Genomic DNA, 15,621 nt, shown 5'->3' with positions numbered 1-15,621 from the left:
CTAGCCGCCTCGATCGGTGTAGGGCTCCTCTTCAGCATTGCTTGCGGCGGCTTTTCGCGCCGCTGCCGCCAGATGGCTCTTGAGCCGCGTCAATGCGTCGTCAGACCAGTCATGGACATCGGTGACCGCGACCCAGGCATCGACATAATGCTCGGGCGCGTAGACATGGCCGAAACCCATCGGCGTGCCGTTCGCGACCGCCATGTCGAGGGCGAGCTGCAGCATCGTGATGATCGGATACCAGCGCAACTCAGGTGACACGTCAGGCCCGCGCGGCGCGCTCATCCAGGCCGGGGGCCGATAGGCGTCGCGGTAGGCGAAGAAGGTGATCGCGTCGCTGGCATATTGCAGATAGACCACGCGCATCGGGCCCCACGGCGTATCCGGCGGCACCGTCGGTCCATTCTGATTCATGAAGCGCACGAAGCGGCCGTCGCGGAATTCCGGTAACCACGCCGGCGAGCCCGGATTGCGGTTCGCGGTGACCGAGCTCCAGATGCGGCTCGCGAACGGCGCCCCGCTCCACAGCGCGCCGGCAATGGGATCGCCGATGGTCTCGAACAGATCCGCGGATTTTTCCGAGTTCAGGGCGCCGAGGCTTAGCCCATGCAGGTACAGCTTGGGCCGCCCGTCCTTCGGCAGCGTCGTCCAGAAACCGTAGATCTCCGCGAATAAGGCGCGCGCGGCTTCCGCGCCGTATTCGGGTTGAAACAGCAGCGACAATGGACTGTTGAGGTAGGAATACTGCATCGCGACGCTGGCGACGTCGCCATGATGGAGATATTCAACCGTATCCATCGCGGCGGGATCGATCCAGCCGGTGCCGGTCGGCGTGATGATGATCAGGACTTTGCGCTCAAAACCGTGCTGGCGCTTGAGTTCGTCCAGCGCAAGCCTCGCGCGGACTTGCGCCGTGTCGCCGCTGCCGAGGCCCACATAGACGCGCACGGGGTTGCGCGCGGGGCTCCCCGTGACGGCGGTGATCTCGGCCGCGGTCGGACCCGAGGCAATGAATCTGCGCCCCATGCGTCCGAGCTGCATCCACTTCACCAGCGACGCCGCGCTTCCCGTTCTCTCAGCGGCGGTCGGCTGCGGCCGCTCGGGCTCGAGCCGGGCATCGATTTCGCGGAAGGATGAATCGAGCGCGTTGAATGCCGTGCGGATCAGGACATTGCTCGCGATCGACCAGAACAGCAGGGCTGCAATCAGCACGCCGATGACGTTCGCGACTTTTCGGGGAATGACGTGTCGTATGCGCGCAGCCAAAAAGCGTGCGATCAGCGTAAACAGCCGTCCCAGCACCAGCAGCACCACGAACGTAATCAGGGCGATGGCGCAGACCTTGAACGGATGGGCGGTCTCGACCGGTGCCATCTTCATAACAGTGCGGATCGAGTTCTGCCATTCGGCAGTCCGCCACAGGAAGACGATGACGACAAGTACGCAGAAGGCGGCGACAAGCGCATTCGCAATCGATCTTGCGTGCGCCGAAGGTTCGGGGAGTTCGAGATAGTGCCACAGCCGACGCCACAGCACGCCGGCGAAATAGCCGATCGCAAAGCAGCCGCCTGCAAGGGTGCCCTGCGTGAGATAGCTCCGGGGGATCAGTGTCGGCGTCAGCGCGGCGGCGAAGAACAGCGCGCCCAGCATGAGGCCGACGCCGGACAGCGAGAGCAATTGCCGTCGAATGAGCCACGTCAAACTCTTCAAGGCATCCTCCTGGCGGGTTATTCCTTGTTCCGGTCTGAAAGGCCGGTCTTTCGCGGCAGCAGAATCGTGAACTCCGTGAATTGGCCGGGCTCCGTCGCGACGTCGATCGTGCCGCCATGCTGCTTCACCACGATGTCGTGGCTCATCGATAGCCCGAGTCCGGTGCCTTCGCCAGCCGGCTTGGTCGTGAAGAACGGATTGAACATCTTCGCCTTCACGTCATCGGGAATGCCGGTGCCGTTGTCGCGGATGCGGATTTCGATAGTGTCGCCGCGGTCGCGAGTCTTGGCGGTCACGACCGGCTCGAAAGTGCCGGCGCCGTTCTCCGCCTTGCGTTTTGTAACCGCGTAAAACCCGTTTGAGATCAGGTTCAGCAGCACCCGCGAGATCTCCTGCGGAAACACTTCGGCGGAGCCTGCCGCCGGATCGAACTCGCGCTTGAGCGTCACGTCGAACTGCGGCTTCTCGGCACGCGCGCCGTGATAGGCGAGGTTGAGGCTCTCCTCGACCAACGCGTTGATGTCGCTCAAGCCGTACTCGCCGCCGCCTTCGCGCGAATGCAGCAACATGTTCTTGACGATGGAATCGGCGCGCTTGCCGTGCTGAACGACCTTTTGCAGGTTGGTCTTCAGCATCCCGGTCAACTCGTCGACGTCGTTGCGGACATCGTCGCCGAGCGGGACGGACGCCAGCACCTCGTTGAGCTCGTCCGTCAGCTCAGTGGAGAGCGCGGCGAAATTGTTGACGAAGTTGAGAGGATTCTTGATCTCGTGCGCGATGCCGGCGGTGAGCTGGCCGAGCGAGGCGAGCTTCTCGGTCTGGATCAGCCGGTCCTGCGCCGCCCGCAAATCGTCGAGCGATTTCGCAAGGTCGTGCGTGCGGTCCTGCACCTCGTTGAACAGCCGCGTGTTCTCGATCGCGATCACGGCCTGATCGGCAAAGGTCTTGAGCAGGCTGATCGCCTTGTCCGGGAAATGGCCGGCTTCGGGGCGCGTCACGCCGATGGTGCCGATCGCAACGCCATCGCGCATCATCGGGATCACGAGGATGCTGCGATAGCCGCGCGTCCGCGCCAGCTCCCGCATCGCTTCCGTGAGGTCTGTCTCGTTCTGCATGTCGCTGCGGAAGGCGAACTCGCCGCTGATCGCGACCCGGCTGTGAATGCCTGACGACGACAGCGGCGCCGGGAATGTGCTGAGCAGCTCCGCATTGCCAGCCTCGTTGTCGGTGGTGAAGGCGGCCAGATGCAGGATACCGTCGATGACGCGGGTGACGGTGGAGGAATGGCCGCCGACCAGTGCCTTGGCGCTGTCGGAGATGGCCTGGAACACCGGCGTGACATCCGCCGGCGAGGCCGCAATCACCTTGAGGATATCGGCTGTCGCAGTCTGCCGCTCGAGCGCCTCCCTGGTGGCGTTGAACAGGCTGACATTCTTGACCGCGATCACGGCCTGGTCGGCGAAGGTTTGCAACAGCCGCACATGATGCTCGGCGAACGCGCCGGTCGTGCGCCGCGTGGCGATGATGACGCCCTTGGCTTCGCCCTCGCTCATCAGCGGCGTGAACAGCATGCTGCGAAAGCCGCGGGCGCGCGCGATGTCGCGTGCGGCTGGCTCAAGCTCGGTATCGGGCAACTGCGCCGATTGACCGTTGGCCACGAGCCGGTAGGCCGGAAACTGCGCGAACGGCACCGGGAACGAGTCCTGCAGCACGCGATCGCCGGCCGGATCGCCCGGCGTGAAGGCCGCAAGATGCGCGGCGCCGTCGATATAGCGCAGTACGGCGGTGGAGAAGCCGCCGATCAGCCGATTGGCATTGGCCGCGATGGCGTCGAACACCGGCTGCACGTTGGAGGGCGAAGCCGCCATCACCTTCAAAATGTCGGAGGTGGCGGTTTGGCGCTCCAGCGCCTCGCGCGTCTCGTTGAACAGCCGCGCATTCTCGATCGCGATCACGGCCTGGTCGGCAAAGGTCTGGAGCAACTGCACGAGGTCGGGTGCAAACGCACCGGGCTCGGCGTGGGTGACGCTGATCATGCCGACCGCCGTGCCCCGGTTCATCAGCGGCATGAACAGCACGCTGCGGAAGCCGCGTAGTCGCGCGAGGTCGCGGTTCAGCTCCGGGACTTCGCCGGCCTCGCTGTCGGGAAACTGGATCGTCTCGCCGCCGCGGACCAGCGCAAAGGTCGGAAAATCCTCGATCCGCCGCGGGAACGACGCCTTCAGCCCCTCGTCGCCTTCCGGGCTGGTCGGCGTGAACGCCACGAGGTGCAGCTCATCGCCGATGAACTGGAGCACGGTGGCGGAGAAGCCGCCGAGCAATCGCTTGGAACTGGACGCGATCGCCGCGAAGACCGGCCGGGCATCCGACGGGGAAGCCGCGATAGCGCGCAGGATCTCGGCGCTGGCGTTTTGGCGATCGCGCAGCCGCGCGTTCTCGGCTGCGGCTGACTGCAATTGCCGCTTGAGCTCATCAATCCCGGCAGCATCGTTGGAAGGGATGGTCATTCGCATTCCGGCTGAATGCCGCGACAGGCGCGGCACCAGGCCGGATTATCACATCTCCTGCGGCCGGAGCCAGCACCCGCGGCGCTGCTTCTATCTCACGTGCCCGGCCGCGACACCTCAGTCTCCTTGCTGGTGATGAACTCCAGCAGCACAGGGATGCCTTCCCTTGTCTTCTGGATGCCGCGCTTGATCGCGGGGATGATGTCCTCCGGCCTGGTCACCCGTTCGCCATAGCCGCCAAAGGCGCGCGCCATCGCGGCATAGTCGCCGGAAATGTCGGTCGAGCGATATTTCTCGGTCGAAATCGGCATCACCTTCAGTTCGATCGCCATCGAGAAATTGTTGAGCAGGATCGACATGATCGGGATGCGCTCCCGCACCGCGGTCTCGAAATCCATGCCGGTGAAACCAATCGCCGCATCGCCCCAGACATTGATGCAGAGCTTGTCGGGTTTTGCGAGTTTTGCGCCCATGGCGAGGCCAAGGCCGTAGCCGAGCTGCGTCGTCTTGCCCCAGCCGAGATAGGAGAGGGGCGTCACCGCCTTCCAGAATGGCGAGAGCTGGTCGCGCGGGCTGCCGGCATCATGGGTGATGATGGTGTTGTCGATGTCGACGGTGTGTTGCAAGTCCCACAGCACGCGATAGGGGTTGAGCGGCGCATCATTGCTGGTGAGCTTCGGCATCCATTTGGCCAGCCACTCCTTGTGTGAGGCCGCGATCTCGGCCGTGACCGCCGAGGCGTCGCGATCGGCGGTAACGGTTTTGCCGATCTCCTCCAGCAGCGCATCGAGCACGAGCCCGGCGTCGCCGACGAGGCCGATCCTGGCTTCCACATCCTTGTTGAGGTGGTTCGGATCGAGCGTCGAATGGATGATGGTCTTGCCCTTCGGCATCGCGATGCCAAAACTCGTCTCGGTGAAGGAGCAGCCGATGCCGAAGATGACGTCGGCTTCAGTGAGGAATTTCGGCACCGCGCGCGGCACCGCAAGCCCGCCGGAGCCGAGCGAGAGCGGATGCGTCTCCGGGAATGAGGACTTGCCGCCGAGGCTGGTGGTGACGGGAATGGCGAGCCGCTCCGCCAGCCGCTTCAATTGCGGCCACGCCTGCGCGTAATGCACGCCCTGGCCGGCATAGATCACCGGACGCTTCGCGTTGACGAGCAGGGTGGCGGCTTCCTTCACATGAACAGGGTCGGCGCCGTAGCGGGTGCGCAGCACCGGCGTGTAGTTCAGCGGTTCCGGCACCTCCTCGTTCCACATGTCGGCGGGAATTTCCACGATCACCGGTCCGCCGCGGCCGTTCTTCAGCTTGGTGAAGGCGCGCCGAAAAATGTTGGTGACCTCGGCTGCCAGGATGATCGGCTCGGACGATTTCGAAAACGGCTTCATCGCCTCGCTGGAATTGAAGTTCGGCTCGATATGCGCAAGGCGGCGCTGATAGCCCATCGGCAGCACCAGCACTGGAACGGATTCGCCATAGCACTGCGCGATGCCGCCCATCGCGTTCTCCGCGCCCGGCCCATGCTGCATGCAGAACGCGCCGATCGTGCGTCCGGACGTGACGCGTGAGATCGCATCCGCCATGTGCACCCCGACGCGTTCCTGGCGCACCATCACGGGGCGGATCTCGGCCTTCGCCGCGTGCTCGATCAGATGATTGACGGGATAGCCGCAGAGGATCTCGATCCCCTCGCGCCGCATGATTTCCGCAATGGCGGTGCCGAGCTTCATGGCGTCTCTCTCCCTGGCGAGGCCGGTTGGTCCGGCCGATTAGGGAGAGAGGATCAGGAAATGCGGGGAGGGTAAAGCGCGGGGAGACGACAGTCAGCTATGCAGCGCGCTGCGGTAGCCCGGATGGAGCGCAGCGTAATCCGGGATAATCGCGCTCGCGGGACACCGCCCCGGATTACGCTTCGCTCCATCCGGGCTACGGGCGGGCGGGATGCTCAAGCGATGGGGCTCAATTTACAATTGTGACCGTGCAAAATATGATCTCAAGCGCGAAGGGCTCAATCTGAAAATGCGTTACCTCTGGCTAATGATCTCGCTGTGCTTGGTCGGTACAGCCTCGTCTGCCGAATACGGCGGGTACACCGCGTGGCAAGTGGACGAATTTCACCGCAGCATTCAGAAATGTTTTTCGCAGCAAGCGAGCAATGTGCAAGACAAGGTGAAGTTGCGGGCAACCATCGCGGCGAACGGAATGATTGACGGAGAACCCGAGGTCGTAGATCCCGTGGATAGCGACGAGTTCCGCGCGGACGTCGAGGTCGCCCTCAAACAGCTGCGCAGCTGTCAACCGTTTATCGTGGACCCCTTTGGTCGCGTCCGGCATTCCGTCAAACAGGAATTCCAGTTTACGCACGAGAAAGACCAGACGTCGTACGCAGCGATCAGCACATCGATCAACGCGGCACTCAAAGCCAACTTCCAGAAGTGTTGGACGCCGTTGCGAAGGGGCCCGGCTATCGTTGTCAGATTCGACTACCGGCAGGACGGCACCTACGGGCGTCCGCCGATGCTGGAGAATCCGGAACGCACCGAGAGATATGCCCGCGCTGCGACGGAGATCCTAGGACAGATCAATAAATGTCCTCCGCTCAAATTGCCGGAGCTGGCTGCGAAGCAGCTCGCCGCGCACAGTTTCAACTGGACTTTTCCAAGCTACGAAAGCGCCAGGGCCAATAAACCAGGATTGTGAATGTCGACTAGCGCTTGTGGACCGAATACAGCGCTCGATCCGGATTACGAGCTTGCCGGCGGCTACAGCGGTGAGGAGTTTTCGCCAGCGGTCGATAGCCTTCCTATTTGCTGCAATTCTTGCAGATGGTCAGCTTTCGCTTCAATGCCTCGTCTTCCTGATCAATCGATGACTGCGCGTCGGGGCCATTTGTATCCCGACTGGAGCCCTTCGCTGCGCGTGACCTCACAGGCGGCGCCAGCTGGCTAGGTGCGTCATTGTCGTCAGTGCCGGCGCTGAAGCCGTCATAGTCGGCGGCAGGAGCAGAATTCGGCAATTGTGGAGGTCCGCTGGTCGCCGGTGCCGGCGACACCCTGTTGGACGTTGCCGGGGAATTCTTCACGCCCGCGCGCGGAGGCGATGCCTTGGGCGGGCTCAGCGAAACCGGCGGTGCGGTTTGAGCCCTCGCGCTGTCTTGCGTGCAGATGCCGACCAAGATGAGGCTGAGAGCCAGGACGGTCGTGCGTCTCATCCGCATCCCTCAAACAGTAGGTTCAATGATTGACAGCATGGCGCGTCGTGCCACGCCCTGAAGAATATCAGGACTAAAATGATCGTCAAAGGTGACGGAAATGGGGAGCTTGGAGGATGGGTAGAGCGAAGCGAATGCCCCAGACACCGTCATTGCGAGCGCAGCGAAGCAATCCAGACCGTCTCCGCGGAGAGATCCTGGATTGCTTCGCTGCGCTCGCAATGACGAGATAGCGTTACTTGGTCGCCGCGCTGATCGAGTTGAACTTGTTGCTGAGCAGGGCGCTGCCCGTGTTGGTCACGACGGTCACGATGGCAAGGGCGACGCCGGCGGCGATCAGGCCGTACTCGATCGCGGTGGCGGCTTTCTCATCGGCAAGAAAAGACCTGAGCAAAATCATCGCCAACTCCTCATGATCCGGTCCAATGTGGGCGCGCGGCGTTATCAAACTGGTAAATTGATCGACGGGCATTTTCGCGCGTCAAATATGCAAGGCTCGGCCGAACCTTGTCCGCTGTGTCTTAACGTAACAGCCGTTAAACGAAGGTTTCATTATCCAATTGAAATGAAGGAAAGCCGGCCCGCCTCAACCCGTGGTGGTGCGTCCCGGCGCATCCTTGCGCGCGCGTCCCAGCACGGCCGCGAGACAGTCGACCAGATAGCCCACCACATGCGGCTGCATGCGCGCCGCATTGTCGGCGACGCGCTCGTCCTCGGTCGTGTCGTTCACGATGCCGATGTAGTTCTTTCTGGCGTCCTGCTGCGGCACGAAGCTGCGAACCCTGGCTCAATCGATGGCCGGACCATGGTGCGCGCAAGGGGAATCGGAAGTTAATTTTAGCTTCCGTAGGAATACTCGGTGCGACACGATGGCATCGTCGCGCCGAAAGTGACCCGGCCGCTTAAGGGATTGCTGAGGCTGTTCGTTAACCGATCAGCAAGCATGCCGATCACGGCTCATCCGCGCCGGTCGCCCGCGTTCAACGCACGCAGCATGCCGACGCGCGCGAACATCAGCCAGCCGCCACCGGTCTCGGCTGCGTTGATCAGCATCTCGATCGCGGTCTGCCAGCGCGGCTCCTGCTGCTCGGCTTCAGGCAGCTGCACGATGAAGTCGGCGGCCTCTTGCAGCGTGCGCAGCCTGCGTCCACCGCGCAAGCCGATCGGATCGTCGAACGGCGTCGACCAGGGCATGTCAGGCAGCCCGATCGTTGAGGGGAGACGTCACAGCGCGATCGGTGAGGCGATGCCGTCAGCCAGCCTTCTTGGTCCGCGTCGTCGTGCGCACCGGCTTTTCGGCCCTTTTCGGAGCCGCTTCCTTGGCGGCGGCGTCCTTGCCGCCTTTGCCCGAGATCGGCAGCAGCATCTCGCGCTGGCCCTCGACGCGCTTCTTCGGCTTCTTGGCCTTGACGGTCTCCTTCGCGGTCTCCTTGGAGACCTTCGCCGCGGGAGCCGTGTCCTTCTCGCTGGCGAGGCTCTTCTTCAGGGCGTCCATCAGGTTGATGACGTTGCCGCCGTTCTTCGGTGTGGCCTTGGCTGCGATCGGTGCGCCCGAACGCTTCTTGTTGATGAGATCGATCAGCGCGGTTTCGTAATGGTCTTCGAACAACTCGGGCTCGAACGCGCCGGACTTCTTCTCGACGATGTGCTTGGCGAGGTCGAGCATGTCCTTTGTCAGCTTCACGTCCTGGATGTCGTCGAAATATTCGCCCTCGCTGCGGACCTCGTAGGGGTAACGCAGCAGCGTGCCCATCAGTCCGCTTTCGAGCGGCTCGAGTGCAATGATGTGCTCGCGGTTGGTCAGCACCACGCGGCCGATCGCGACCTTGTCCATGCTGCGGATGGTCTCGCGGATCACCGCAAACGCGTCGTGGCCGACTTTGCCGTCAGGCACGAGGTAATAGGGGCGGATCAGATAGCGGCTGTCGATGTCGGTCTTCGGCACGAACTCGTCGATCTCGATCGTGTGGGTCGAGTCCAGCGCGATGTCGTCGAGCTCGTCCTTGGTGACTTCGATGTAAGTATCGGTGTCGACCTTGTAGCCCTTGACGATGTCCTCGGAGGTCACCTCGTCGCCGGTCTCGGCGTCGACCTTGAGGTACTTGATCCGGTGGCCGGTCTTGCGGTTGATCTGGTTGAACGAGACCTTCTCGGTATCCGAAGTGGCCGGATACAGCGCGACCGGGCAGGTCACGAGCGAGAGGCGCAAAAAACCCTTCCAATTGGCACGGGGGGCCATGGGTTACTCCAAACGCAACAGGGACAGAAGACGAGGATACCATCGAGGAACTGCGAATCATACACGGCTCGGTGCGGATTCTTGCAACTGCGTTAACCAGTCGCTGACCTCGCGGTTCGGCCCAATCCAATGGCAAAAACCGGAACATCAATTCGGATGGGGCGTTGGCTCTGGACACAGGGCCGTGATGACGTCGCGGTCATCGGAGGCGACTTTCAGAGATTGAGGCCACCATGGCAACCACACGCGAGGACCGTCAGATCGTCGAAACTGCAACCGAGGCGCGCCAAGGCGAGCCTGGCCCGTCGGTGGCCGCGCTGCTTGCCATCTCGACCGGGCTTGCGATCCTGATTCTCGCCGTCATCTGGTTCGTGTTCTTCCGGACCTGACGGCCAATTCTACGGGAAGGGCGGACCTTCCCACTCGCTGCGACACGCCGCACATTGCGCCCGTCATGCCGCCGGCTCGCCCCGTCGATTGGCGGGCGCAGTCGCGTCTGTTCCGAACACGTCGTATATGACCAAAAAGTAACGCGGTCGGTTCCCCGCGTTCATATTCAGTTCACGCCGGAATTGCTCATCTCTGGCGTAGTTGATGCAGCCATCTCGGAGAGAAGCGTGCGCCTGCTCGTTGTTGAGGACGACCCCGATCTCAATCGTCAGCTCACAAAGGCGCTGACGGACGCCGGCTATGTCGTCGACCGCGCCTTCGACGGCGAGGAGGGGCATTATCTCGGCGACAACGAGCCGTATGACGCCGTGGTGCTCGATATCGGCCTGCCGAAGAAGGACGGCATCTCGGTGCTGGAAGCCTGGCGCCGCAACGGCCGCACCATGCCGGTGCTGATCCTCACCGCGCGCGACCGCTGGAGCGACAAGGTCCAGGGTTTTGATGCCGGCGCCGACGACTACGTCGCAAAGCCGTTCCATCTGGAGGAGGTGCTGGCGCGGATCCGCGCGCTGCTGCGCCGCTCGACCGGGCATGCCCAGAGCGAATTGAGCTGCGGACCAGTCACGCTCGACACCCGAACGGGCCGGGTCAGCGTCTCCGGCAATCCCGTCAAGATGACCTCGCACGAATATCGGCTTCTGGCCTACCTCATGCACCATTCGGGGCGCGTCGTGTCGCGCACGGAGCTGGTCGAGCATCTCTACGACCAGGATTTTGACCGCGACTCCAACACGATTGAAGTCTTCGTCGGCCGTATCCGCAAGAAGCTCGACGTCGACATCATCCAGACCGTCCGCGGCCTCGGCTATCTCCTGACCCCGCCACCCCAGGGGGCTTGAAACGGGGCTTGAGTGATCTGGGCTTGACGAGCGATCGGACAGGGGCCTTGGTCGTGCCATGACCGCCGACGCCATGCCCCCTCGGGCTTCCGGGATCATTCCGATGCCCGCCAGCTCGCTTGCCAACCGCCTGTTCCTGTCGGCGACAGCCTGGCTCGTGGTGATCCTGGCCATCACCGGGGTGGTGCTGTCGTCGGTCTACAAGAACGCGACCGAGCGCGCCTTCGATCGCCGGCTCAACCTCTATCTCCGCACCCTGATCGCCGAGGTCGCCACCCCCGACGAGCCGCCGGACCGTCAGTTCCAGTCGCTCGGCGAGCCCCTGTTCGAGCTGCCGCTGTCCGGCTGGTACTGGCAGATCACGCGCACCGACACCGAGAAGCCGGAAGTACGGTCCTCGCGCTCGCTCTGGGACAAGAAGCTGCCGAAACTGGAAGACCAGGGCACCGAGCTCACCGCGGCCGGCATTCGCCTCGCTTATGTCGACGGGCCGGAGGGGCAGAATTTGCGCATGGTCGAGCGTCCCGTCGATCTCGGCGCCGACGGCAAATACCTTGTCAGCGTCGCCGGCGATGACACCGAGATCTTCGACGAGACGCGCAGCTTCGACTATTATCTCGGCGGCACCTTCACCGCGCTCGGCATCGTGCTGCTGCTGACCACCGTGTTCCAGGTCCGCTTCGGTCTCGCGCCACTCAAGCGCATCTCGGAATCGATCGCCGACATCCGCTCCGGGCGGGCGGAGCGGCTCGAGGGCGAATTCCCGGTCGAGATCGCGCCGCTCGCGCGCGAGACCAACGCGCTGATCGATGCCAATCGCGAGATCGTCGAGCGCGCCCGCACCCATGTCGGCAATCTCGCGCATGCGATCAAGACGCCGCTGTCGGTGATCGTCAATGAGGCCGGAACGCATGCCGCCGATCCGTTCTCGGCCAAGGTGATGGAGCAGGCGGACGTGATGCGCAACCAACTCGCCCATCACCTGGAGCGCGCCCGCATCGCGGCCCGCGTCTCGATCGTCGGTACCGTGACGGAGGTTGCGCCCGCCATCGAAGGATTGCGACGGACCATGGAGAAGATCCACCGCGGCCGCGGCATTGCCGTCGAGGCCAAGGCCGATCCGTCGGCGAAATTCCGCGGTGAGCGGCAGGATCTGGAGGAGATGGTCGGCAACCTCGTCGACAATGCCTGCAAATGGGCAGCCTCGCGCGTCTTCATTGAGGTGTTGGTCGAGGCCCCGCAGGCCGGCGCAGGCCCCCGGCTGCGGCTCATCGTCGATGACGACGGGCGCGGTCTTTCCGAGGCCGAGCGAGCCCAGGTCTCCCGGCGCGGCCAAAGGCTCGACGAATCCAAGCCGGGCTCCGGGCTCGGGCTGTCGATCGTGACCGACCTTGCCGCCCTCTATGGCGGCAGCCTCTCGCTCGGCAGCGCGCCAATCGGGGGCCTGCGGGCAGAGCTGGTGCTGCCGGGAATATAATCCTCTGATCCCAAACGATTATTTGGGCTTCCGGGTGAAACCCGAGGTATTCGGAGCGACTTCCTCAACGGCTTCTTAAGGCGCACCCACCTATGATCGTGCAGGACGCATCCTACGTCCGCCATTTTACCGTGCATTACCCGGGCGCATGAGCCAGACATCGATCGAGCGGCTGAGGGAATATCTCGCGCAGCTCCCGCCGCAGGCGCAGGCGCTGCTGATGCGGGAGTTCGAGCGCGCGCTTGAGCGCGGCCAGGACACCGCTGTAGCGACCCTCGTGCTCGAGCAGCTGCGCAAAATTGTGCGCAAGACCGAGGTCGACGAAGCTCCGCCGCCGCGCACCGACGATCTGTCGCGATTGCTGTTCCAGGTGCTGGAACCCTTCCTGGTCGAGGCCGGTGCGCCGACCCGGGCCGGACAGATTCGCCGCTCCTCGCTACATCCGATCTGGCAATGGCTCGGCCGCGATGGCGCCCCGGACAAGCTGGCAGAATTCGAGGCGGCGCTGGCACGCATGCCAGCGTCAGACAGTGCGGGACAGGTCGAGGCGCTGGCGCTCAAGCTCCAGGCCGTGGCCGCGGGCGCCATCTTCGAGCTGACGGGGCCCGGTGGCGGCGACAAGTCGCGCGCGCTTGCCCGCGTCGGTCCACCCAACGTGATCGAGGACCTCTATTCGATCGGCGCGGTGCTCGCCGTTCGCGAGGCCATCGGCACACTCAATGAAAAACTGCCGCGCTTCCTGCGCGCATTCGGCGATCCCCAGATCGCCTCGGTGACCGCTGCGCTCAACATTCCCGTGCTCCAGACCCCGCAAATGTTGCCATTTGCGATGTCGGTGGTGGTCCAGCGGATGACCGCGCCGTGGCAGATCATTCGCCTCGCTATCAAGATCGCCGCGTCCGACGACGAGATCCGCGTCGCGGCAACGCCCTACGGCGTCGCCGTCACGATCGCCCTGCACGATCTGACGCGTGTTGCCGCCAATTTGCGCATGGATATCAAGCGCGGCCATTTCGAGACCGTCGCCGACAATCTGAAGGCGCTGCATGACGGCGTGCGCGGCCTGCGCACCGAGCTCGATCTGCGCAACGATTCCCCCTGGGGCAAGCAGCTGACCTCGATCCGGGCCGACATCTCCAACGCGCTTCAGTCCGAGATCGACAGCGTTCCCGGCCGCGTCCGCCGCATCCTGCGCCAGCGCGCCGAGAAGGACATTCCGCCGGGCGCACGGATCGACAGCACCGAGGTCGAGGAAACCGTGGCGCTGATCGATTTCGTCGCAACTTGCCGCAATTATGCCAGCGAGCTCGCGATCAACGAGGTGACGCTGCGCACCTATTCCGACCTGCAGCAATATGTGGAGCGGTCGACCGAGCAGCTGGTGCAGTCGCTCCGCGCCGCCGATCACAAGGTTCGCACCTACCGGCAGCAGCAGGTGCAGGCCGCGATCCGCTTCTGCCAGGTGCTGTTCGGCGATGATTATGCCTCGCTGATGAGCCGCGCCGCAGAGAACGCGGCGACGGGCGAGCGCAAATCGACCCGCGCAAGCTGATCCAGGCGCATCTTTTCGTGATCACAATTTGTAGTTGACGATGCCGGTTGTGGGCCCTACGGTCTCCGTGCAAGCTTCTGGAATTTCTATCTGTGGGCGCATGAAACCCGTTATCAGCTCCATCGAAATTGAAAACCGCGTCATTGTTGCCAAATATCAAAGGCTGATGGTCGGCGCGAAGGTGGTGCTGGTCGAGAAGGCAAGCGGTCGGCAGCTGCCTGAGACCGTCACCAGGGTTGCGTCGCCCGTTCCAGTCGGGGCGTTGCGCATTAGATTGCCTGACGCAATCGGGCCGGGAACATACTTCCTGAGGGCCTTGAACGGGCATGGCGAGGACGCCGCTCAAAGCGCTGACTTCGAGATCAGCTAAGCCATTGGATTTTCACCATTTCGGACTATGTGCGCTCGCGCCAAATTGACAATTGTCAATTGCCGCATCGTCCGGCCGTGGTGTAAAGCCACCTGCAGGCGCGGCTCGCGCGCTGCCGGAAGCTTGCCAGATGATGCTATGGTTCGTGTTCGCGCTGATGACCGTCGCGGCGATATTCGCCGTGCTCTGGCCGCTCGGCCGTGGCGGACGCCTTGACAATCAAGGCAGCGAGGTCGCGGTCTACAAGGATCAGCTGGCCGAGATCGAGCGTGATCTCGCCTCAGGACTGATCGCGCTACCTGAAGCCGAGGCGGCGCGCGTCGAGATCAGCCGCAGGCTGCTCGCCGCTGCCGGGAGCGAGGCTGCGCTGGCGCCGACATCCAGTCTGAAATGGCGCCGCGCGGCTGCCGTGCTGGCGCTGGTCGGCCTGCCTTTGGTCGCGGCCGCGATTTACGTTCCGCTCGGTTCGCCCGCGCTTCGCGACTTCCCGCTGGCGCAGCGGGAGCGCGGAGCGGGCCAGGGCATGGCGCAGTCGCTCGAGAATCTCGTGGCACAGGTCCAGCAGCATCTGGAAAAGAATCCGACCGATGGCCGCGGCTGGAATGTGCTCGCTCCGGTGCTGGAGCGGCTCGGCCGCTTCGACGACGCCGTGCGCGCCTACCGCAATTCGATCGCCTATAACGGCGAGAGCGCGGAGCGCCGCTCCGATCTCGGCGAAGCGATCGCGGCCGCCGCCAGCGGCGTGGTGACGGCGGAAGCCAAGACCGAGTTCGAGCGTGCGCATGCGCTCAGCGCCGACGACCCCAAGGCGAACTACTTCCTTGGGCTCGCTGCCGAGCAGGACGGCCGCAAGGATGATGCGGCCAATATCTGGCGGGCGCTGCTGGCGAAAGCGCCGGCGGATGCGCCGTGGCGGCACCTGGTGCAGACCTCGCTCGCCCGGGTCGGCGGTGGCGGCGTAACGATGCCGGCGCTGTCCGACGAGACGATCGCAGCGTCCAAGGAGATGAACGACGGCGATCGCAACGCGATGATCCGCAGCATGGTCGAACGCCTCGCCACGCGCCTCAAGCAGAACGGCGACGATGTCGAGGGTTGGCTGCGTCTGGTGCGCGCCTATCAGGTGATGGGCGATCGCGACAAGGCCCTGGGCGCCTCGACCGACGCCCGCCAGGCGGTTGCCAAAGATTCCGAACGACTGCGCCAGCTCAACGAAGGCCTCAAGACTCTCGGGCTCGACGGATGAGAGTCGCAGCACGAGACGAG

Annotated in this window: 13 protein-coding genes and 1 pseudogene; 7 read left to right on the top strand and 7 right to left on the bottom strand. The window is 63.7% G+C overall.

Annotated elements, in window-relative coordinates; translation table 11 throughout:
* The 3 genes and pseudogenes from ABIA96_RS00255 to ABIA96_RS00245 all read right to left on the bottom strand — a co-directional run.
* Positions 1-1,650: an alpha/beta hydrolase gene (locus tag ABIA96_RS00255; RefSeq protein ID WP_354135691.1), complete on the bottom strand. Its 1,650-nt coding sequence runs from the start codon at positions 1,648-1,650 to the stop codon at positions 1-3.
* Between the two features lie 77 nt (positions 1,651-1,727).
* Positions 1,728-4,217 (bottom strand): GAF domain-containing protein, encoded by a 2,490-nt coding sequence (locus tag ABIA96_RS00250; protein ID WP_354135008.1) that lies wholly within the window; start codon positions 4,215-4,217, stop codon positions 1,728-1,730.
* Between the two features lie 95 nt (positions 4,218-4,312).
* Positions 4,313-5,950, bottom strand: a pseudogene (locus ABIA96_RS00245) (thiamine pyrophosphate-requiring protein); the annotation flags it as partial.
* 208 nt (positions 5,951-6,158) lie between these two features.
* Here ABIA96_RS00245 and ABIA96_RS00240 point away from each other — a divergent pair.
* Positions 6,159-6,917 (top strand): hypothetical protein, encoded by a 759-nt coding sequence (locus ABIA96_RS00240; protein WP_354135007.1) that lies wholly within the window; start codon positions 6,159-6,161, stop codon positions 6,915-6,917.
* A 746-nt stretch (positions 6,918-7,663) separates the two neighbouring features.
* Here ABIA96_RS00240 and ABIA96_RS00235 read toward each other — a convergent pair.
* From ABIA96_RS00235 to ku, 4 genes are all read right to left on the bottom strand, one after another.
* Positions 7,664-7,828: a Flp family type IVb pilin gene (locus ABIA96_RS00235; RefSeq protein ID WP_148774078.1), complete on the bottom strand. Its 165-nt coding sequence runs from the start codon at positions 7,826-7,828 to the stop codon at positions 7,664-7,666.
* 186 nt (positions 7,829-8,014) lie between these two features.
* The gene (locus ABIA96_RS00230; RefSeq protein ID WP_354135006.1) at positions 8,015-8,197 is read right to left on the bottom strand and encodes a hypothetical protein; all 183 of its coding nucleotides are present in this window, start codon (positions 8,195-8,197) and stop codon (positions 8,015-8,017) included.
* 188 nt (positions 8,198-8,385) lie between these two features.
* On the bottom strand, positions 8,386-8,622 hold the full coding sequence (locus tag ABIA96_RS00225) for a hypothetical protein (protein ID WP_354135005.1): 237 nt from the start codon (positions 8,620-8,622) through the stop codon (positions 8,386-8,388).
* Positions 8,623-8,680: 58 nt separating this feature from the next.
* The gene (gene ku / locus ABIA96_RS00220) at positions 8,681-9,667 is read right to left on the bottom strand and encodes a non-homologous end joining protein Ku (RefSeq protein ID WP_354135004.1); all 987 of its coding nucleotides are present in this window, start codon (positions 9,665-9,667) and stop codon (positions 8,681-8,683) included.
* A gap of 233 nt (positions 9,668-9,900) precedes the next feature.
* Between ku and ABIA96_RS00215 the strand changes: the two genes are divergently transcribed.
* From ABIA96_RS00215 to ccmI, 6 genes are all read left to right on the top strand, one after another.
* Positions 9,901-10,056, top strand: coding sequence for a hypothetical protein (locus ABIA96_RS00215; protein WP_177248457.1), 156 nt, complete (start codon positions 9,901-9,903; stop codon positions 10,054-10,056).
* A 228-nt stretch (positions 10,057-10,284) separates the two neighbouring features.
* On the top strand, positions 10,285-10,956 hold the full coding sequence (locus tag ABIA96_RS00210) for a response regulator transcription factor (protein ID WP_354135003.1): 672 nt from the start codon (positions 10,285-10,287) through the stop codon (positions 10,954-10,956).
* 103 nt (positions 10,957-11,059) lie between these two features.
* Positions 11,060-12,433, top strand: a complete 1,374-nt coding sequence (locus ABIA96_RS00205; protein ID WP_354135002.1) for an ATP-binding protein — start codon at positions 11,060-11,062, stop codon at positions 12,431-12,433.
* Between the two features lie 148 nt (positions 12,434-12,581).
* Complete coding sequence (locus ABIA96_RS00200; protein WP_354135001.1) at positions 12,582-13,985, top strand: hypothetical protein; 1,404 nt, start codon at positions 12,582-12,584, stop codon at positions 13,983-13,985.
* A 100-nt stretch (positions 13,986-14,085) separates the two neighbouring features.
* Positions 14,086-14,355: a hypothetical protein gene (locus tag ABIA96_RS00195; protein ID WP_354135000.1), complete on the top strand. Its 270-nt coding sequence runs from the start codon at positions 14,086-14,088 to the stop codon at positions 14,353-14,355.
* Between the two features lie 130 nt (positions 14,356-14,485).
* Positions 14,486-15,601: a c-type cytochrome biogenesis protein CcmI gene (gene ccmI, locus ABIA96_RS00190; protein ID WP_354134999.1), complete on the top strand. Its 1,116-nt coding sequence runs from the start codon at positions 14,486-14,488 to the stop codon at positions 15,599-15,601.
* Positions 15,602-15,621 lie beyond the last annotated feature (20 nt).

Origin of the sequence: Bradyrhizobium sp. LB11.1 (assembly GCF_040549385.1) — a bacterium.
Classification (GTDB): domain Bacteria; phylum Pseudomonadota; class Alphaproteobacteria; order Rhizobiales; family Xanthobacteraceae; genus Bradyrhizobium.
This window is presented reverse-complemented; position numbering and strand designations above follow the sequence as displayed.